The organism is Pseudomonas sp. Leaf434, from assembly GCF_001425545.1.
GTDB lineage: Bacteria > Pseudomonadota > Gammaproteobacteria > Pseudomonadales > Pseudomonadaceae > Aquipseudomonas > Aquipseudomonas siliginis.
Genome location: NZ_LMQZ01000009.1, coordinates 339489 through 357878, shown reverse-complemented (window position 1 = coordinate 357878; position 18390 = coordinate 339489). Strand labels below are relative to the sequence as shown.

Sequence of the window (18390 nt, the reverse complement as noted above, 5' to 3'; positions counted from 1 at the left end):
AAAAACCGACAGACATGCTCCGGCCGAAACAGGGGCGCGATTCTCCGTGATAAATCAATGCAAGCAAAGACTTAGCTGAGGAATGGTTGTGCGGAGCAGATCCAAGGATGGTCGTTTATAGAAAAAACAAGGTCGTTTATGGATACGTCGGATGCCGCAAACGGATACGTTTTGCACCCACCCATGCGTCATCGAATGCGCCTAGAGCGATATGCCGAGCATGAAACCCAATAAAACGCAGTACAGCCCGAAGCCGAAAAGCAACCAGAGCTTGCCATTTTCGCGCTTGTCTCTATTGCGCACCGCTTCGTCATATTCTGCGAACTCTCGCTCAATTTGCTCCAGTCGTGCCTTACGGTCATATGTGCTCATACTGATTAACCTTTGAATAATGCGCCTGACGGTCGTGAAGCATGAAGACTCACAACTTGAAGAAAAACCCTGCCACTGCGGTGATTGCAGTCAAGACTCCACCAAACACTGCAATTGGATAGAGCTTCGTCTCCCTTGATAACTTTTTCTCTTCAGCCTGAAGCTTTTTCCATTCAGCCACGAGTTTCCTTGATTCGTTTTCCAGCCTGTCTAGCTCCAGATTTTCGCGATCGTTATGGAACATTTGCCCTCCTTGGCTGCTGGCGGATCGGTGTCAGCATTTGCATGCACATCGACGGCTATCGTCATGCCCTTATCATCAAACTGTTCCATTCACGCTGACCAGCAGACGCATCTGCCATCCCCGTAGGCAAAATCCGCGATTCACGTAAGCCTCCTCATACGAGTGGTCCGCAATATTCCAGACCAACTACCTGCCAGAACTCCGCCATTGATCTAGCGTGAGAGAAGCCATAACCCAAGGAGCCTCCCATGCCACTGGTCCGCGTCGACATCCAGCAAAACCCAGACCCCACTTTCGCCAGGCGCATCGGCGAACAGATCTACGCCGCCCTGCGCACCTGTATCGATGTGCCCGAGCACGACAACTTCCAGATTCTCAACGAGCACGACGGCCAGCACTTCGTGTACGACCCGCAATACCTCGGCATCGAGCGCAGCGACGGCGTGGTGTTCATCCAGATCACCATCAGCGAAGGGCGCAGCGTGGAAAAGAAACAATTGCTGTTCAAGACCATTGCCGAGAGCCTGCATGCGCAACTGGGTATTCGCCTGGAGGATGTGTTCATCAATCTGCTGGAGGTAAAGAAAGAGAACTGGTCGTTTGGCAACGGCATTGCGCAATACCTCAGCTGATTCGCAGCGTCCATGCCTGCGTGCTTGCTTGTTCCACGAACCCGTCCAGAATCAAAGCACCACTGCGCGAATGCAACGATTGCCAAGCCGCTGCGGATTCAGCACTCTGAGTCGACTTTCGCGACCCACCCGCCGCCAATCACAGGAGCCGCGCAATGCCCGCAACCGTTCTGGTACTGGTTGAAACGATCAATGACTATCTGCCGATTCTTGAGCATCAGGGATTCCACCTGATCCTCGCACCAACGCCAGCCGAACGTGCGCAAGCCATCGCCACCCATGGCAGTCGCATCGATGCCGTGCTCACTCGCGGCCCGCTGGGTCTGACCGCGCAAGAGATCAGCGCCCTGCCCGCCTTGAAAATCATCACGGTGATCGGCGCCGGTTACGAACAGGTCGATCTGCAAGCGGCCAGTGACCGTGGGATCACCGTCACCAATGGCGCCGGAGTCAACGCCTCGTCAGTGGCCGATCATGCGATGGCGTTGCTGCTGGCATTGGTCCGCGATATCCCGCGCTGCGATGCAGCCGTGCGCCGCGGTGAATGGCCGAAAATCATGCGCCCGTCGCTGGCCGGCAAGCGTCTGGGCATCCTCGGACTGGGCGCGGTGGGCATGGCGATTGCCAAGCGTGCGGAGCTGGGTTTCGACATGCAGATCAGCTACCACAACCGCCAGGTGCGCAGCGAAGTCGCTTATGCGTTCTGCTCGACACCCACCGATCTTGCGCGAGCCTCGGACTTCCTGGTCGTTGCCACGCCCGGCGGCATTGGTACGCAACATCTGGTGACGCGAGCAGTGCTCGATGCGCTCGGCCCCAAGGGTTTTATCGTCAACATCGCCCGCGCCAGCGTTATCGCAACGGCAGACCTGATCACCGCACTTGAGCAACGTCGTATCGCCGGCGCAGCGCTGGACGTGTTCGATCACGAACCGGAAGTGCCCGACGCCCTGAAACACCTCAGCAACGTTGTGCTAACCCCACACGTCGCCGGGTTGTCCCCTGAAGCCACGCAAGGCACCGTTGAACTGGTGGGGAAAAACCTGATGGCGTTTTTCTCCGGGCAACCGGTGCTGACTCCCGTCGCCCTGCCGCCCAAGCTGAACAACCAGCGCGTGCATTAACGCGCGTGGCATCGTCGAACCGCGCCGATCTTTGCCCCATTCTCAAAGTTGATTATCCAGCAACACGCTAACCTATAAGACCGACCCGCGCTTGTGAGCACCCGAGCGCGCCATTAGATTAGCCAATGATGTCTGGCCTCCAAAATAAGCAGAAGGGATAAGCATGGCGCTTACTGACCAGTCCACCCGGATCCGTGCAGGCGAAGAACTTGATGCCAGCCTGATCGATCCGTACCTCAAGGCGCACATTCCCGGCCTGACCGGCACGCCGCAGATCAGCCAGTTTCCTGGCGGCGCGTCGAACCTGACCTACCTGCTGGAATACCCCGAGCAAGAGTTCGTTCTGCGCCGTCCGCCGTTTGGCCACAAAGCCAAATCCGCCCACGACATGGGCCGTGAGTTCCGCATTCTCAACCAACTGCGCGACGGCTTTCCGTATTGCCCGAAGGCCTACGTGCATTGCACCGACGAAGCCGTTATCGGCGCCGAGTTCTATGTGATGGAACGGGTCAAGGGCATCATCCTGCGCGCTGAACTGCCGCCGGAGCTGGGCCTCGATTCGGCGAAAACCGAAGCGCTGTGCAAAAGCTTCATCGACCGTTTCGTCGAACTGCATCGGGTCGATTACAACGCCTGCGGCCTCGGCGATCTGGGCAAGCCTGAAGGCTACGTCGCCCGGCAGATCAAGGGCTGGAGCGAGCGTTACGAAAAAGCCCTGACCCCGGACGCGCCGCACTGGAAAGCGGTCAAAGCCTGGCTCAACGACAAGATGCCGGCCGACCACCCGACGTCGAGCATCGTCCACAACGACTACCGCTTCGACAACGTCATCCTCGACCCGGCCAATCCGATGCAAATTATCGGCGTGCTCGACTGGGAACTGACCACCCTCGGCGACCCGCTGATGGATTTGGGCAACACCCTCGCCTACTGGATCGAAGCCGGCGACCCGGCACCGGTGCAACTGATGCGCCGCCAGCCAAGCCACGCGCCGGGCATGCTGACCCGCCGCGAATTCGTCGACTACTACGCCGAGCGCTCGGGCATCCGCATCGACAATTTCGATTTCTACTACACCTACGGCCTGTTCCGCCTGGCCGGCATCGTGCAGCAGATCTACTACCGCTTCTACCATGGCCAGACGCAGGACAAACGCTTCGCGCAGTTCATTCACATGAACAAACTGCTGGAGCAGATGAGCCTGCAGGTCATTCAGAAATCCAGCCTCTGATCCGGGCCAATAACAAGACTTTCAACAAGGGAAACCCATGTCCAAGACTCAGTTGTTCGACCTCGACGGCAAAATCGCTTTCGTCTCCGGCGCCAGCCGTGGCATCGGTGAAGCCATCGCCAAACTGCTGGCCCAGCAAGGCGCCCACGTGATCGTCTCGAGCCGCAAGCTCGAAGGCTGCCAACACGTCGCCGACGCCATCATCGCCGCCGGCGGCAAGGCGACAGCCGTGGCCTGCCACATCGGTGAGATGGAGCAGATCAGCCAGGTCTTCGCCGGGATCAAGGAACAATTCGGCCGCCTCGACATCCTGGTCAACAACGCCGCGACCAACCCGCAATTCTGCAACGTGCTGGACACCGATCTGGGGGCGTTCCAGAAGACCGTCGATGTGAACATTCGCGGCTACTTCTTCATGTCGGTCGAAGCCGGCAAGCTCATGCGCGAAAACGGTGGCGGCAGCATCATCAACGTCGCGTCGATCAACGGCATCTCGCCGGGCATCTTCCAAGGCATCTATTCGGTAACCAAAGCGGCGGTCATCAACATGACCAAAGTCTTCGCCAAGGAATGCGCGCAATTCGGCATCCGCTGCAACGCCCTGCTCCCCGGCCTGACCGACACCAAATTCGCCTCGGCGCTGGTCAAGAACGATGCGATTCTGAAACAGGCACTGACCCAGATCCCACTCAAACGCGTAGCCGATCCAAGCGAAATGGCCGGCGCGGTGCTGTACCTGGCCAGCGATGCGTCGAGCTACACCACTGGCGTGGCGCTGAATGTGGATGGCGGATTCCTGTCCTGATATCCAAGGCAAATTGCTAACCCGTGTGGGAGCGAGCCTGCTCGCGAAGGCGTTGTGTCAGTCAGCTATGTTTTGACTGATACCACGCATTCGCGAGCAGGCTCGCTCCCACAGGGGCGGTGCCGAAATCCAGAACTCCTGCATCCGCGGGATTGGCCGGCTTATTGGGTTATGCAACGCGTAGTGGTGATGTGACGCGTCACCTGCCCATCCACATACACATCCCCGGCAACCTCAGTATTTTCCAGCACCTCACACCGACGTTCCGGCGGTGGCGGCGGCGCGACAGGCGCAGGGGGTGGAGGACTGGCACAACCGGCCAACAGCACAGCAAGAAAAGCCAACGGCAATACGCGTTTCCCAGGATTATTCATAGGACGACCCGCGGTAAAGAGAGACAAACTCCCGCAACCCAACCGGCCACGGAAGACCTGACCACTCATTCTTTATAGCTGAGCGCCTTGTTAGCGCCAGTGGATTGGGGAGATTGGTTGGGATTGGCTGTCGGTTTTGCGGGGATTGTCCGGCAGAGGGCTGGATTGAGATGATGGTTGTCGGCGAGAGCCTCATCGCGAGCAGGCTCACTCCCACAGGTTTGATCGAGTGAGTTCAGTAACAACCAGGTCGGCTGTCAGGCCGCCTTCGCGAGCAGGCTCGCTCCCACAGAAAATCAAAATCAAAATCAAAAGATCGCAGCCTTCGGCAGCTCCTACACACGATGAGCGTTAGCTCGAGTACCGCTTTTGATCTTGATCTTGGAGCCCGTCGGCAGGCTGAGTGGAGGGATTGATCCGGGCGTGGGAGCGCAGCGACCGTACGACGCAGTCGTACACAGCGAGTGTAGGTGCAGCGAAGCAAACCGGAGCCGCTGCGCCAGGATCGATCCCGGAGCGAAGGAACCCCGAGCCTAAGCGAGCGGGCCGAACGTCAGGGCGAAGACCTTTTGGTTCCTTTTGGGGCGTTTGCCAAAAGGGACTCGCCGTAAGGGCGAAACCGCCAGCCGCAACACCCANGCGAGCGGGCCGAACGTCAGGGCGAAGACCTTTTGGTTCCTTTTGGGGCGTTTGCCAAAAGGGACTCGCCGTAAGGGCGAAACCGCCAGCCGCAACACCCAAAAAAACGGATATACACCCAAAATCCCCAGAGCATGGCCGGCCCAAAGGCCGCCAAGACCAAAGCGCGCTTAAGCCAAATCCGGATCCCGCGAAGAACGCAAGGAATTGCTCTCAAGCTCATACCGCAACTCATCCACCAACGCCTCAACCGCCCCAGGCGTACGCAGCGAAGCCAGATCCAGCCCGCTGATCACCAGATCCACCTGCCCCGAATCCCGGTGATACAACTTGACCGTCAGCGAATGATCACCATCCACCGAACACTCACAAGCCAGCGGCGCAAAACTGTGCTCGAGCCGAGCGCGCAACTGCGCAAGATTCATCATTGACGTTGTTCCTATGACTGTTTCAAAAGGGGCACGATCGCAGGCCCGAAATGGCCCACACCGCACCCCACCAGCCTAAGAACACAACGCCTTGGCCAATACATGAATTTGCACCCTTGTAATTAGTGCATTTGCACCCCTCAGCGCTAGCCCTTGGTGCCCCACTCTCCCGAAAACAAACCGCGCTCTCGAGCCCAGACGATCGCCTCGCTGCGGCTATGCACATCGATTTTCGAGTACACGGTGGCCACATGATTGCGCACGGTATTGGGCGCCAGCTTCAACCGCGCAGCGATCTCCTTGTCTGCCAGACCTTCACAGATCAAGCCCAGGACATCGCGCTCACGGGCCGTCAGGTCAGTGAATGAGGCACTGGGCAGCTGCGGCGAGTTGATCTTCTTCACGTTGGCCAGCTTCTCGATCAGCGTTCGGCTGAACCACGACGCATCCTTCATCACCTCTTCAATCGCCGCGACCAGCTCAAGCTCAGTGCGCTTGCGCTCGGTCATGTCCATCAACACCAGCAGATAGCAGGACGTGTCGTGAATGTTCACGGTGTCAGCCGAGACCGCACACTCCAGCAACTCCTCGTCCTTCTTGCGCACGGGCACGTCGACCCGATCGACCCGACCGTTCTTCGCCAGCGCCGACAGCAGGCGCGTGCGCGCGCTGTCATCGTGGATGAAGCTCAGCTGCGTCACGGTTTTGCCGAGTACGTCATCGCTGTCATAGGCCAGGGTATCGAGGAACGCCTGATTGACATCGATGACCTCCTGCTTGTCAGCGGTGCAGATCAAAATCGGTACCGGAGTCAGACGAAAAGCCTTCGCAAAGCGCTCCTCGCTCTGACGCAAGGCCACTTCGACCCGGCGCCGAGGCTCCATGTCGACGAAGGAGAACAACATGCAATTCTCGTCATTGAGCAGCAGCGGCTGACCGGCAACGATCACCTGTTTACTGCCACCGTCGGGGAGGCGCAACTCCGCCTGCATTTGCGGAATGGTCGCGACATCGCGCAAGCGCTGGACAGCCAGATCGCGCTGATCCGCCTGCTCGAAGATATCGATTTCGTAAGCCGAAGTGCCGATCACCTGATCGCGGGTATATCCGGTCATTTCCAGAAAGCCCGGGTTGACCTTGATGTAGCGCAAATCGCTGAGTCGGCAGATCACTGCCGGTGCAGGGTTGGCATTGAAGGTTTTTTCGAAACGCAGCTCAGCGTTGGCCCAATCGGTGACGTCGCTCATGATCAGCACCAGCGACTCGGGCTGGCCGACGCGGTCGGTCAGCACCATGCTGCGCACACTGTGCACCCAGACCCGCTCCGGGTCGTCCACGGACGAAACTTCAATCAGCACATCATTGAACGCCTCGCAGCGGGCGACGCGGCTGATCGGGTAGTTGTCCGGCGGCAAGACATGATTATTGCGATAGCGCAGCGTGAAGCGTCTGGCGTACTCGTCGGCGTTACTGCCCAGATCACCGATGGTGCTGACACCGTGCATGGTCAGCGCCGCTTCGTTGGCCCAGAGAATGCTTTTGTCGAGTTCCAGCAGAATCACCCCGTCCGACAGCCCGGCAATGATCTGCTGCAACTGGCGACGGTTGGTTTCGGTGGTCAGGACTTCCTGGCTCATTGGATCTCCACACTGTGATGCGGCTAGGTGAAGAGTACGACCGCAGCGGCTCGGGATCGTGCCACAACCCCAAAATCGCCAAAAAACCCCTGTGGGAGCGAGCCTGCTCGCGAAAGCGCTGGGTCAGACAGACCATTCGGTGACTGACCCGGCGCATTCGCGAGCAGGCTCGCTCCCACAGGTTTACTGGGTGTGTTTACCTTAGGCGGCACGCTCGCTGGCCGCCACCATCGCCGACGCCGCGAGCATCGCCCGCAACAACACCGCGCACCCCGCTGCCAGATCATCCGGCGCGGCATTCTCGATTTCGTTGTGGCTGATCCCGCCCTCGCATGGCACGAAAATCATTCCCGCCGGGCCGAGCTCGGCGAGGAAAATCGCGTCATGCCCGGCACCACTGACGATGTCCATGTGCGACAGACCCAGCCCTTTCGCAGCACCGCGCACCGCTTCCACGCAGCCTTTTTCGAAGTACAGCGGCGGGAAGTCGGCGGTCGGGGTCAGTTCGTAGGTAAGGCCGTGCTCTTCGCAGGTCGCCTCGATCACTTGTTTCACTTCGGCAATCATCGAATCCAGCCGCGCCGGCTCCAGGTGGCGAAAATCCAGAGTCATGCGCACTTCGCCGGGAATCACGTTGCGCGAGCCGGGATAGGCTTGCAGGCAGCCGACCGTGCCACAGGCGTGGGGCTGATGGCCGAGGGCGGCGCGGTTGACGGCGCCGACGATCACCGAGGCACCGACCAGGGCGTCCTTGCGCAGGTGCATCGGCGTCGGGCCGGCGTGGGCTTCGACGCCGCGCAATTTCAGGTCGAACCACTTCTGCCCGAGCGCGCCGAGTACCACGCCGATGGTTTTCTCTTCGTCCTCGAGAATCGGGCCTTGTTCGATGTGCGCTTCGAAATACGCGCCAACCGCGTGCCCGCTAACCTTGCGCGGGCCGGCGTAGCCGATCGCATTCAGTGCCTCGCCGACCGTAACGCCGTCGGCATCGACCTTGGCGAGGGTTTCTTCGAGGGTGAATTTATCGGCGAAGACCCCTGAGCCCATCATGCACGGGGCGAAGCGTGAGCCCTCTTCGTTGGTCCAGACCACCACTTCCAGCGGCGCTTCGGTTTCCACTCCGAGGTCGTTGAGGGTGCGCAGCACTTCGACGCCGGCGAGCACGCCGAAGCAGCCGTCGAACTTGCCGCCGGTGGGCTGGGTGTCGATGTGGCTGCCGGTCATGACCGGCGGCAGGTTCGGGTTGCGCCCGGCACGCCGGGCGAAAATGTTGCCGACGGCATCGACCGTGACGTTGCAACCGGCGTCCTTGCACCACTGCACGAACAGGTCGCGCGCCTGGCGGTCGAGGTCGGTCAGGGCCAGGCGACAGACGCCGCCCTTGACCGTGGCGCCGAGTTTCGCCAGTTCCATGAGCGAGGCCCAGAGGCGATCGCGGTTGATGTGCTGATGGGTGGATTGCAGAACGTCTACGGCTGCGTTCATGGGGATCTCCTCAATGCTGATGCCGATAGTGCCCATGCTCTGCGTGGGCATTCATCCATGGACGCTCTGCGTCCGCTGTTGGGACGCGGAGCGTCCCGGGCTGCATTCCCACGCAGAGCGTGGGAACGATCAGTTTCGGCGGTGTATGGAGCATCGCCTTCGCGAGCAGGCTCGCTCCCACAGTGAGAATGCATTTCCAATGTGGGAGCGAGCCTGCTCGCGAAAAGGCCCTTGCTCACACCGCTGTTTTCACGGCAGAAGGCTGCGCCCGCATCACGCACAACCCGTAATAAATAATTCCGCCCAACGCCGAGCCGGTGAACCAGCCATAGCTGTAGAACCAGCTGAACGCGTCGCTGCCCAGCGACAGCAGAGTCAGCGCCACCGGCACGCCAAAGGCGAGAAAACCGGCCCAGTTCCACGCCGGATACACGTCATCGCGGTACAGCCCGGCGAGGTCCAGTCGCTGTTTCTTGATCAGGAAATAATCCACCACCATGATCCCGGCGATCGGCCCGAGCAGGCTCGAGTAGCCCAGCAGCCAGTTTGAGTACACGGTTTCCAGGCTGATGTCGGAAACGATCAGGCCAAGCTTTTTCAGCAGTTCATGGCCCATCAGCACCAGCCCGACCAGACCGGTGAGCAACACCGCTTTGGTGCGGTTGATCACCTTCGGCGCGATGTTCTGGAAGTCATTGGTTGGCGAGACGATATTGGCGGCGGTGTTGGTCGACAGTGTGGCAACGATGATCAGCGCCATGGCCACCGCCACCCACACCGGGCTCTGGATATGGCCGATCAGCGTGACCGGGTCGGACACGGTGACGCCGACCAGTTTCACCGATGCGGCGGTCATCACCACGCCCAGCGCAGCGAAGAGGAACATGGTCAGCGGCAGACCGAAAATCTGCCCGAGAATCTGATCCTTCTGGCTCTTGGCGTAGCGACTGAAGTCGGGAATGTTCAGCGACAGCGTGGCCCAGAAGCCGACCATTGCCGTCAGCCCTGCCGCGAAATAACTGACCACGCTGGCGCCTTCCGGACGCTTGGGCGGGATCGCCAGCAATTCAGTCATCGACACATTGGGCATCGCCCACACCAGCAGGCCGATGCCCACCGCCACCAACAACGGCGCCGACAAGGTTTCCAGCCATTTGATCGACTCGGCGCCGCGAATCACCACCCACAGATTCAGCGCCCAGAACACCATGAAACCGATCACCTCGCCGGTGCCGCCGAGGGATTTCCAGCCCTCGAACACCGAGCCGAGAAACAGGTGAATCGCCAGTCCGCCGAACATGGTCTGGATGCCGAACCAGCCACACGCCACCAACGCGCGAATCAGGCACGGCACATTGGAGCCGAGAATGCCGAACGACGAACGCAGCAGCACCGGAAACGGAATGCCGTATTTGGTGCCCGGGAAGGCGTTGAGGGTCAGCGGAATCAACACAATGACGTTGGCAAACAGAATCGCCAATAGCGCTTCGCCGACGCTCAAGCCGAAATACGCGGTGAGCACGCCGCCGAGGGTGTAGGTCGGCACGCAAATCGACATCCCGACCCACAGCGCGGTGATGTGCCATTTGTTCCAGGTGCGTTCACGCACCTTGGTCGGTGCCATGTCGTGGTTGTAACGGGGACTGTCGAGGACGTCACTGCCGGCTTCGAGCTCGAACAAGCCGTCGCGCTCGGTCACTTGTGATCTGATCTGTTGCATGGCCGCTCCACTGTTCTTCTGATTATTTTTTGCTCATCAGGCGGTTGGCGCGCACCACGCCAGCCGGACGATGGCCGGAGGAACTGACAACTTTCATGCACCGGCCATGGTGTCAGCGGCGGCATCAATAAACGTGCCGATTCTCGCGCTGAACGCTTGGGCGGTGCACTGGACGCTTTGCAACTTTCTGATATTCATCAGTTTTAATTGAATATTCGATGAGTCCGGGAAAACTTGTCTGAACGCTCAGGCTAAACGTCGGGCAAGTTGTCCGAAGTGTCAGGACTCAAACTGGTGCACTGCATTTATTTTTGTCGGTGAACTAGCAACCGCAGCACAACTTCAAGCGGCTGATTTCACATAGGAAATCTTGCTCATATTTCCATCCTGTCAAGTGCGTCAAAATGGTGAGCGCCCTACCCATTTTGGTGATTTCTCGTTTTTATCTTTATTTATCAATAGCTTGAAACAGCTATAAGCTTATAAAAAATATTCTTGATCATTCTTGAAATCGCGACTAGTTTCTATTCCTGACAGCGATGACAGGAATACGAACTGCGCCGCTGTACTTCAATAAAACATTTAGAACCGGCACAAGTCGGTCATGCCTGCGAGGAATCCGGAATGTCTCTGTTGATCCGTGGCGCCACCGTTGTTACCCATGATGAAAGTTACCGCGCCGACGTCTATTGCGCTGACGGCGTGATCAAAGCCATTGGTGAAAACCTCGACATTCCCGCCGGCGCAGAAGTGCTCGACGGCAGTGGCCAGTACCTGATGCCCGGCGGCATCGATCCGCATACGCACATGCAGTTGCCGTTCATGGGCACCGTTGCCAGTGAGGACTTCTACAGCGGCACTGCAGCCGGCCTGGCCGGCGGCACCACCTCGATCATCGATTTCGTGATTCCCAATCCGCAGCAATCGCTGATGGAAGCGTTTCATCAGTGGCGCGGCTGGGCGCAAAAGTCTGCGTCGGACTATGGCTTCCACGTCGCGATCACTTGGTGGAGCGAGCAGGTGCGCGAGGAAATGGCCGAGTTGGTCAGCCACCACGGCATCAACAGCTTCAAGCATTTCATGGCCTACAAGAACGCGATCATGGCCGCCGACGACACTCTGGTGGCGAGTTTCGAGCGCTGCCTGGAACTCGGTGCGGTGCCGACCGTGCACGCGGAAAATGGCGAGCTGGTCTATCACCTGCAACGCAAGCTGATGGCTCAGGGCATTACCGGGCCGGAAGCGCATCCGCTGTCGCGACCTTCGCAGGTCGAAGGTGAAGCCGCGAGCCGGGCGATCCGTATCGCCGAAACCATCGGCACGCCGTTGTACCTGGTGCACGTTTCCACCAAGGAAGCCCTCGACGAAATCACCTACGCACGCAGCAAGGGCCAGCCGGTTTACGGCGAGGTGCTGGCCGGGCATCTGCTGCTCGACGACAGCGTCTATCAACACCCGGACTGGCAGACCGCTGCCGGCTACGTGATGAGCCCGCCGTTCCGTCCACGCGGCCATCAGGAGGCGCTGTGGCATGGGCTGCAGAACGGCAATCTACACACCACCGCCACCGACCACTGCTGTTTCTGCGCCGAGCAGAAAGCCGCCGGCCGCGACGACTTCAGCAAGATTCCCAACGGCACCGCCGGTATCGAAGACCGCATGGCAGTGCTGTGGGACGAAGGCGTCAACTCCGGACGATTGTCGATGCAGGATTTCGTTGCGCTGACCTCCACCAACACAGCGAAGATTTTCAATCTCTATCCACGCAAAGGTGCGATCCGCGTGGGCGCCGATGCCGATCTGGTGCTGTGGGATCCGCAAGGCACACGGACCATTTCCGCCAAGACCCACCATCAGCAGGTGGACTTCAACATCTTCGAAGGCAAGACCGTGCGCGGTGTGCCGAGCCACACCGTCAGCCAGGGCCGCGTGGTCTGGGCCGACGGCGACCTGCGCGCCGAACGCGGCGCCGGACGCTACATCGAACGGCCGGCCTATCCGGCGGTGTTTGATTTGTTGAGCAAGCGGGCGGAGTTGCACAAGCCGAGCGCTGTTAAACGCTGAAATCCAGGCCTTCGGCCTTCGCGAGCAGGCTCGCTCCCACAGGTGAGCGCATTGCAAATGTGGGAGCGAGCCTGCTCGCGAAGAGGCCCTCCCTGACGCCATAAAACCACTGCCCACCAGAGGCAGCACCTCAATTAGCCATGAGGCCATGAACCGTGATCGAGACCCTGAACCACCTCCCCCACCCGCACGAAAGCGCGGCCGCCCTCGCCGGCCATTTCACTGATCTGGCGCCGCCGCTCAATGCCCGGCAGGCGCATCTGGAAGCCTCGCGCTGCCTGTATTGCTACGACGCGCCTTGCGTCAATGCATGCCCCAGCGAAATCGATATCCCGTCGTTCATCCGCAACATCCATCAGGACAACGTCCAAGGCGCGGCGCAGAAAATCCTTTCGGCAAACATCCTCGGCGGTAGTTGCGCGCGGGTCTGTCCAACGGAAATCCTCTGCCAGCAGGCCTGCGTGCGCAACAACGCGCAGGAATGCGCACCGGTGCTGATTGGTCTGCTGCAACGTTATGCCGTGGACAACGCGCATTTCGCCGAACACCCGTTCCAGCGCGCCCCGGCCACGGGCAAACGTATCGCCGTGGTCGGCGCCGGGCCGGCCGGGTTGTCTTGCGCTCATCGCAGCGCAATGCACGGGCATGACGTGGTGATTTTCGAAGCACGGGAAAAAGCCGGCGGGCTCAACGAGTACGGCATTGCCAAGTACAAACTGGTCGACGATTACGCGCAGAAGGAGCTGGACTTCCTTCTGCAGATTGGCGGGATAGAGATCCGCCACGGCCAAAAACTCGGTGCAAACCTCACCCTGAGCGAACTGCATCAGCAGTTTGACGCGGTATTCCTCGGCCTCGGCCTGAATGCCAGCAAGCAACTCGGTCTGGCCCACGAAGACGCGCCGGGCCTGCTCGCCGCCACCGATTACATCCGCGAACTGCGCCAGGCCGATGACCTCACGCAACTGCCCTTGGCTGAACGCTGCATCGTTCTCGGCGCTGGCAACACCGCGATCGACATGGCGGTGCAAATGGCCCGCCTCGGCGCGCGCGACGTCAATCTGGTGTATCGCCGTGGTGCGGCAGACATGGGCGCCACCCACCATGAGCAGGACATCGCCAAAGCCAATCAGGTGCGATTGCTGACCTGGGCGCAGCCGGAGCAGGTGTTGCTCGATGATCAGGGCCGCGTGCGCGGCATGCGTTTCGCCCGCACCGATCTGGTTGAAGGGCGTCTGCAAACCACCGGAGAAACCTTTGAGCTGGCTGCCGATGCGATCTTCAAAGCGATCGGCCAGAGCTTCGATGACAGCGTTCTCAGCGATCCGTTGGCGCGCGAACTCAAGCGTCAGGGCGAACGCATCGCGGTCGATGAACACCTGCGCACCAGCGTCCCCGGCGTGTATGCCGGCGGCGACTGCACCAGCCTCGATCAGGACCTCACCGTGCAAGCAGTGCAGCACGGCAAACGCGCCGCCGAGGCGATCAACGCTCAACTGATGCTCAACGTGGAGGCTGCGTAAATGGCCGATCTCTCGATAGTCTTCGCCGGTATCAAAGCGCCCAACCCGTTCTGGCTGGCTTCCGCGCCGCCCACCGACAAGGCCTACAACGTGGTCCGCGCCTTCGAAGCGGGCTGGGGTGGCGTGGTCTGGAAAACCCTGGGTGAGGATCCGGCGGCGGTCAACGTTTCCTCGCGTTATTCGGCGCATTACGGTGCCAATCGCGAAGTGCTGGGCATCAACAACATTGAACTGATCACCGACCGCTCACTGGAAATCAACCTGCGCGAAATCACCCAGGTGAAGAAGGATTGGCCGGATCGCGCGCTGATCGTGTCGCTGATGGTGCCGTGTGTCGAGGAGTCGTGGAAACACATCCTGCCGCTGGTCGAAGCCACCGGCGCCGACGGCATCGAACTGAATTTCGGCTGCCCCCACGGCATGCCCGAACGCGGCATGGGCGCGGCGGTCGGCCAAGTGCCGGAGTATGTCGAACAGGTGACGCGCTGGTGCAAGACGTACTGCTCGCTGCCGGTGATCGTCAAACTTACCCCGAACATCACCGACATCCGCGTCGCTGCCCGGGCGGCGCATCGTGGTGGCGCCGATGCGGTGTCGCTGATCAACACGATCAACTCGATCACCAGCGTCGACCTGGACCATATGGTCGCCCTGCCCACCGTCGGCAGCAAAAGCACCCACGGCGGTTATTGCGGTTCGGCGGTCAAGCCGATTGCGCTGAACATGGTCGCGGAAATCGCCCGTGATCCGCAGACCCAGGGCTTGCCGATCTGCGGCATCGGCGGCATCGGCAGCTGGCGCGACGCGGCGGAGTTCATGGCGCTGGGCAGCGGCGCGGTGCAGGTGTGCACGGCGGCGATGCTGCATGGTTTCCGCATTGTCGACGAGATGAAGGACGGCTTGTCGCGGTGGATGGACAGCCAGGGCTACGCCAATATCGCCGAATTTTCCGGGCGCGCCGTGGGCAACACCACGGATTGGAAGTACCTCGATATCAACTACCAGGTCATCGCAAAGATTGACCAGGAGGCGTGCATTGGTTGCGGGCGTTGCCACATTGCTTGCGAAGACACGTCACACCAGGCGATCGACAGTTTGAAACAGGCCGACGGTACGCATAAATATGAAGTGATCGATGAGGAATGTGTGGGCTGCAATCTGTGCCAGATCACCTGCCCCGTGGCCGACTGCATCGAGATGGTACCGATGGACACGGGCAAGCCGTTTCTGGACTGGAATCATGATCCGCGCAACCCCTATCACGTTGCAGTCTGAAAAAAACCCTCACCCTAGCCCTCTCCCAAAGGGAGAGGGGACTGATTGGGGGATGCTGACAAACTTCGCCGACCTGAAAGAGTTGTTGTGAATCCATAATCGACACGGTCTTTCAGGTCGATGTACCTCTCAATACACCTCGGTCGGCCCCCTCTCCCTCTGGGAGAGGGCTGGGGTGAGGGTAAGCCCTTGATGGTGCTCTTCAAGGCTCCAGCCCGATCCCGCGCAAAATCACACCTGTCACGGTCTGCACCGCCCGCTCGAACTGCATATCCGACAACGGCTGGTGATCATTGAGAATGTTCACCTGATGATCAAAGTCGGCGTAGTGCTGGGTCGACGCCCAGATCATGTACAGCAAACCCGAAGGCTCCACCGGCAGGATCCGCTTGTCCTCGACCCACTGACGAATCTTCGCTTCCTTCATCTTCGCCCAGTCATACAGGCTCGCATCCAGCGCTTCGCCCAGGGTCGGCGCGCCGTGGATGATCTCGTTGGCCCAGACTTTCGAGCCATAGGGCCGGCTGCGCGAATGATTCATCTTGGCGCGGATGTAACTGCTCAGCACCACGCGCGGGTCGTCGAACATCTCGAAGCACAGCGCGTCCTGCTTCCACACTTCCAGCAGATCGAACAGCACCGCGCTGTACAGCTCGCTCTTGGTGCTGAAGTAGTAATGCAGATTGGAACGCGGCAACTGCACTTCGGCAGCGATGTCCGCCATGGCGGTGCTGCCGAAGCCTTTTTCGGCGAAAACCTTTTCCGCCGCCAGCAGGATTTTCTCGACGTTACTGCGGCGAATCTCGATCTTGTGATTGCCCATGTGGGCTCCCTGACAACAGCGTTGCGCAAGACTAGCATCCGCTCTGATCCGGGCGCGACCGCCGCCAACAAAACTTCACAGGTGCAGGCGCTATGGCACAGCGCTCACACCGATAGGCGTTGGTTCACTCACGCCCAAATTGCCTTCGACCTGCCCGGCCATGTGCAACGTGCCGGCCATCACCCCAGTGGTCGGGTTCTGCAGCAGCTTCTGCCAGGCCTTGTCGAAGGTGTTGCCCAGGCTGCTGCGGATCAGCGCTTCGCTGTCGGGGCGGTCGTTGGCCTGGATGATTGCGCGTATGCCGGCCACGCCGACCGAAATCATCGCCCCGGCGAGTTTACCCGCCGCTGCCGCCACCGCACTGGCGGCGCCGCGCGGGGCCATTTCGGCTTCGATGCGCTGGCTGGCGCGCTTGGCCACCGGGGCCATGGCTGCTTCGGTGGAGGAAATGCCCTTGGCGCCGCCGTCGGTGTGGATCTTGTCGATCAGTGCGGCGTACGCCGGGAGGGTGTTCAGCGGCTCGGTGCTGATGACTTTGAACAGCGAAGCATCCCGCGCCGGCGGCGGGCCGAGGGCGATGGCCGGGATCTTCTGCAAGCGTCCGTTGAGCTGCGCAATCGGCACACCGTGACGCTGGGCGATGAGCGGCATCTGCTGCGCCATCAACTGCGCATAGAACGCCGTGGCCTGCGCCAGAATCGCATCCGGATCGATCTCCACTGCTACCGGCGCGAGGACTTTTTCCTGATATTGCTCAAGCAGATACGCCGCCAGCCGTTTCGCCGAAGCATCCTGCTCACCGCCGGCGCTGATCGTGTACCAACTGACCTTCATCGACAGCCATTCCTGGGTCCAGTAGCTGCTGAACCAGGGGATGAAATTTTCTTCAGTTTGCTGATAGACCCGAGTGCGCCAATGTTCCATCGAGCCACGGGCGAACAGCTTGACCTGCTCGGTGGCCTGTTGCGATGCGCTGAGGATCTCGCGGTCGATCTGCTGCCAGGTTTGCGCCGACACCACCACCGCCTGCGGCGCACTCACTGGCGCCCGGGCCGAAGTGGCGCAGCCGGCCAGCAGAAACAGTGCGGCAACGACCAGCGCGCGCGGGTTCACGGTGGCGGTGTCCTTTGGCTTGGGGAGGTGCTGGTTTGAGTATAGGCAGGTCAGTCGATTTCGATGCTGAAGGTTCCGGCCTCTTCGCGAGCAGGCTCGCTCCCACATTTGAAATGTGTTGCACCTGTGGGAGCGAGCCTGCTCGCGCAGGCGCCAACAGCAGCACCACAAACCTCAACCATCACCACCATCGATATCCACCATCGCCACGATTGCCTTCCGCCCTCCCATGATGAAAGGCACGATTGACCCATCCGAAACACAACGAGGCGTTCACATCATGATCCACACCCAAGTCACCCTCTCCGTGAGTTTCCCGGTGTTCGGCAGCAACTACTACCAACAGCACGTCGTGCCGCGCAAGGCGCAGACGCTGGTGTTCAACGAAGATTTCGACGATCTGCTGATGCCCGCCGCCAGCAACCATTTCAGCAATGAAGTGGTCGGCCTCAACGATCAGTTCCGTTTTCTGAGCGACATACTCGCCACCCATCTGCTCGATCACGAGGCCTCGGTGCCTGCGCGATCCCGCGTCCAGGCGAACGCTCGTTTTTTCAACTGAGGCTGATGCACAGAGGGCGTTCCTTTGATGGGAACGCCCTCTTCATTCAATCAGTCATCATCGCGATCACGGTGATAACGACGGCCATCGCGGCGGTCGTCATCGCGGTCGTCCCAGCGCCGGTCATGGTCGTAGTAACGGCCATGGTCGCGGTCGTAATGCCGGCCATGCCGGTGGTCATCATCAAAATCCGCAATACAGCCGCTGAGCAATACGGCGGCGGTCACAGTGAGCAGCATGGTTGTCGCTTGCTTCATTCAACACTTCCCTAAAACCCAAGGTCTTGACGACGGAAATCGCCACGCTGCCCGCGTCTTCGGGACGCAGTACGCGCAGCCG

At 60.1% G+C, this 18390-nt stretch carries 17 protein-coding genes; 8 read left to right on the top strand and 9 right to left on the bottom strand.

Annotated features, from left to right (window positions below; genetic code table 11):
- Nucleotides 1-201: 201 nt before the first annotated feature.
- Nucleotides 202-372, bottom strand: coding sequence for a hypothetical protein (locus ASG55_RS27015; RefSeq protein ID WP_163032915.1), 171 nt, complete (start codon nt 370-372; stop codon nt 202-204).
- A 49-nt stretch (nt 373-421) separates the two neighbouring features.
- A complete protein-coding gene (locus tag ASG55_RS19040) occupies nt 422-616 on the bottom strand; it encodes a hypothetical protein (protein WP_056789207.1) in 195 nt (64 codons plus the stop codon).
- Between the two features lie 248 nt (nt 617-864).
- On the opposite strand from ASG55_RS19040, the gene ASG55_RS19035 reads away from it, so the two are divergent.
- The 4 genes from ASG55_RS19035 (at nt 865) to ASG55_RS19020 (ending at nt 4408) form a co-directional block, all read left to right on the top strand.
- Nucleotides 865-1248 carry a tautomerase family protein gene (locus tag ASG55_RS19035; RefSeq protein ID WP_056789204.1) on the top strand — a complete coding sequence of 128 codons (384 nt, stop codon included), beginning with the start codon at nt 865-867 and terminating at the stop codon, nt 1246-1248.
- Nucleotides 1249-1403: 155 nt separating this feature from the next.
- Nucleotides 1404-2372 carry a 2-hydroxyacid dehydrogenase gene (locus tag ASG55_RS19030; protein WP_056789197.1) on the top strand — a complete coding sequence of 323 codons (969 nt, stop codon included), beginning with the start codon at nt 1404-1406 and terminating at the stop codon, nt 2370-2372.
- A 163-nt stretch (nt 2373-2535) separates the two neighbouring features.
- Entirely contained in the window at nt 2536-3603 is a 1068-nt protein-coding gene (locus ASG55_RS19025) for a phosphotransferase family protein (RefSeq protein ID WP_056789195.1), read from the top strand.
- A gap of 37 nt (nt 3604-3640) precedes the next feature.
- Nucleotides 3641-4408, top strand: a complete 768-nt coding sequence (locus tag ASG55_RS19020) for an SDR family oxidoreductase (RefSeq protein WP_041480848.1) — start codon at nt 3641-3643, stop codon at nt 4406-4408.
- 1183 nt (nt 4409-5591) lie between these two features.
- On the opposite strand, the gene ASG55_RS19015 is transcribed toward ASG55_RS19020, so the two are convergent.
- The 4 genes from ASG55_RS19015 to ASG55_RS19000 form a co-directional block, all read right to left on the bottom strand.
- Nucleotides 5592-5849: a DUF1652 domain-containing protein gene (locus tag ASG55_RS19015; protein ID WP_024013284.1), complete on the bottom strand. Its 258-nt coding sequence runs from the start codon at nt 5847-5849 to the stop codon at nt 5592-5594.
- A gap of 146 nt (nt 5850-5995) precedes the next feature.
- Complete coding sequence (locus ASG55_RS19010) at nt 5996-7486, bottom strand: helix-turn-helix transcriptional regulator (protein ID WP_056789194.1); 1491 nt, start codon at nt 7484-7486, stop codon at nt 5996-5998.
- A gap of 201 nt (nt 7487-7687) precedes the next feature.
- Complete coding sequence (locus tag ASG55_RS19005) at nt 7688-8971, bottom strand: Zn-dependent hydrolase (RefSeq protein WP_056789880.1); 1284 nt, start codon at nt 8969-8971, stop codon at nt 7688-7690.
- A 235-nt stretch (nt 8972-9206) separates the two neighbouring features.
- On the bottom strand, nt 9207-10691 hold the full coding sequence (locus tag ASG55_RS19000; protein ID WP_056789191.1) for an NCS1 family nucleobase:cation symporter-1: 1485 nt from the start codon (nt 10689-10691) through the stop codon (nt 9207-9209).
- A 624-nt stretch (nt 10692-11315) separates the two neighbouring features.
- On the opposite strand from ASG55_RS19000, the gene hydA reads away from it, so the two are divergent.
- The 3 genes from hydA (at nt 11316) to preA (ending at nt 15553) form a co-directional block, all read left to right on the top strand.
- Nucleotides 11316-12755, top strand: coding sequence for a dihydropyrimidinase (gene hydA, locus ASG55_RS18995; protein ID WP_056789189.1), 1440 nt, complete (start codon nt 11316-11318; stop codon nt 12753-12755).
- A gap of 155 nt (nt 12756-12910) precedes the next feature.
- A complete protein-coding gene (locus ASG55_RS18990; RefSeq protein WP_056789186.1) occupies nt 12911-14278 on the top strand; it encodes an NAD(P)-dependent oxidoreductase in 1368 nt (455 codons plus the stop codon).
- Nucleotides 14279-15553: an NAD-dependent dihydropyrimidine dehydrogenase subunit PreA gene (gene preA / locus ASG55_RS18985; RefSeq protein ID WP_056789183.1), complete on the top strand. Its 1275-nt coding sequence runs from the start codon at nt 14279-14281 to the stop codon at nt 15551-15553.
- A gap of 202 nt (nt 15554-15755) precedes the next feature.
- Here the strand turns inward: preA and ASG55_RS18980 are convergent, their stop codons facing one another.
- Entirely contained in the window at nt 15756-16376 is a 621-nt protein-coding gene (locus ASG55_RS18980; protein WP_024013291.1) for a TetR/AcrR family transcriptional regulator, read from the bottom strand.
- A gap of 90 nt (nt 16377-16466) precedes the next feature.
- Nucleotides 16467-17489 carry a hypothetical protein gene (locus ASG55_RS18975; protein WP_056789181.1) on the bottom strand — a complete coding sequence of 341 codons (1023 nt, stop codon included), beginning with the start codon at nt 17487-17489 and terminating at the stop codon, nt 16467-16469.
- A gap of 280 nt (nt 17490-17769) precedes the next feature.
- On the opposite strand from ASG55_RS18975, the gene ASG55_RS18970 reads away from it, so the two are divergent.
- Nucleotides 17770-18051, top strand: a complete 282-nt coding sequence (locus ASG55_RS18970) for a hypothetical protein (protein WP_041480860.1) — start codon at nt 17770-17772, stop codon at nt 18049-18051.
- A gap of 50 nt (nt 18052-18101) precedes the next feature.
- On the opposite strand, the gene ASG55_RS18965 is transcribed toward ASG55_RS18970, so the two are convergent.
- Nucleotides 18102-18308, bottom strand: a complete 207-nt coding sequence (locus ASG55_RS18965) for a hypothetical protein (RefSeq protein ID WP_016775135.1) — start codon at nt 18306-18308, stop codon at nt 18102-18104.
- Between the last annotated feature and the right edge of the window lie 82 nt (nt 18309-18390).

What these genes read in the sequence shown, in the direction of transcription:
- preA (WP_056789183.1), top strand. Translation starts at nt 14,279, where the DNA reads ATGGCCGATCTCTCGATAGTCTTCGCCGGTATCAAAGCGCCCAACCCG.
- ASG55_RS18980 (WP_024013291.1), bottom strand. Translation starts at nt 16,376, where the DNA reads ATGGGCAATCACAAGATCGAGATTCGCCGCAGTAACGTCGAGAAAATC.
- ASG55_RS19010 (WP_056789194.1), bottom strand. Translation starts at nt 7,486, where the DNA reads ATGAGCCAGGAAGTCCTGACCACCGAAACCAACCGTCGCCAGTTGCAG.
- ASG55_RS19000 (WP_056789191.1), bottom strand. Translation starts at nt 10,691, where the DNA reads ATGCAACAGATCAGATCACAAGTGACCGAGCGCGACGGCTTGTTCGAG.
- ASG55_RS18970 (WP_041480860.1), top strand. Translation starts at nt 17,770, where the DNA reads ATGATCCACACCCAAGTCACCCTCTCCGTGAGTTTCCCGGTGTTCGGC.
- ASG55_RS19020 (WP_041480848.1), top strand. Translation starts at nt 3,641, where the DNA reads ATGTCCAAGACTCAGTTGTTCGACCTCGACGGCAAAATCGCTTTCGTC.
- ASG55_RS19035 (WP_056789204.1), top strand. Translation starts at nt 865, where the DNA reads ATGCCACTGGTCCGCGTCGACATCCAGCAAAACCCAGACCCCACTTTC.
- ASG55_RS19005 (WP_056789880.1), bottom strand. Translation starts at nt 8,971, where the DNA reads ATGAACGCAGCCGTAGACGTTCTGCAATCCACCCATCAGCACATCAAC.
- ASG55_RS19030 (WP_056789197.1), top strand. Translation starts at nt 1,404, where the DNA reads ATGCCCGCAACCGTTCTGGTACTGGTTGAAACGATCAATGACTATCTG.
- ASG55_RS19025 (WP_056789195.1), top strand. Translation starts at nt 2,536, where the DNA reads ATGGCGCTTACTGACCAGTCCACCCGGATCCGTGCAGGCGAAGAACTT.
- ASG55_RS19040 (WP_056789207.1), bottom strand. Translation starts at nt 616, where the DNA reads ATGTTCCATAACGATCGCGAAAATCTGGAGCTAGACAGGCTGGAAAAC.
- ASG55_RS18965 (WP_016775135.1), bottom strand. Translation starts at nt 18,308, where the DNA reads ATGAAGCAAGCGACAACCATGCTGCTCACTGTGACCGCCGCCGTATTG.
- ASG55_RS19015 (WP_024013284.1), bottom strand. Translation starts at nt 5,849, where the DNA reads ATGATGAATCTTGCGCAGTTGCGCGCTCGGCTCGAGCACAGTTTTGCG.
- hydA (WP_056789189.1), top strand. Translation starts at nt 11,316, where the DNA reads ATGTCTCTGTTGATCCGTGGCGCCACCGTTGTTACCCATGATGAAAGT.
- ASG55_RS27015 (WP_163032915.1), bottom strand. Translation starts at nt 372, where the DNA reads ATGAGCACATATGACCGTAAGGCACGACTGGAGCAAATTGAGCGAGAG.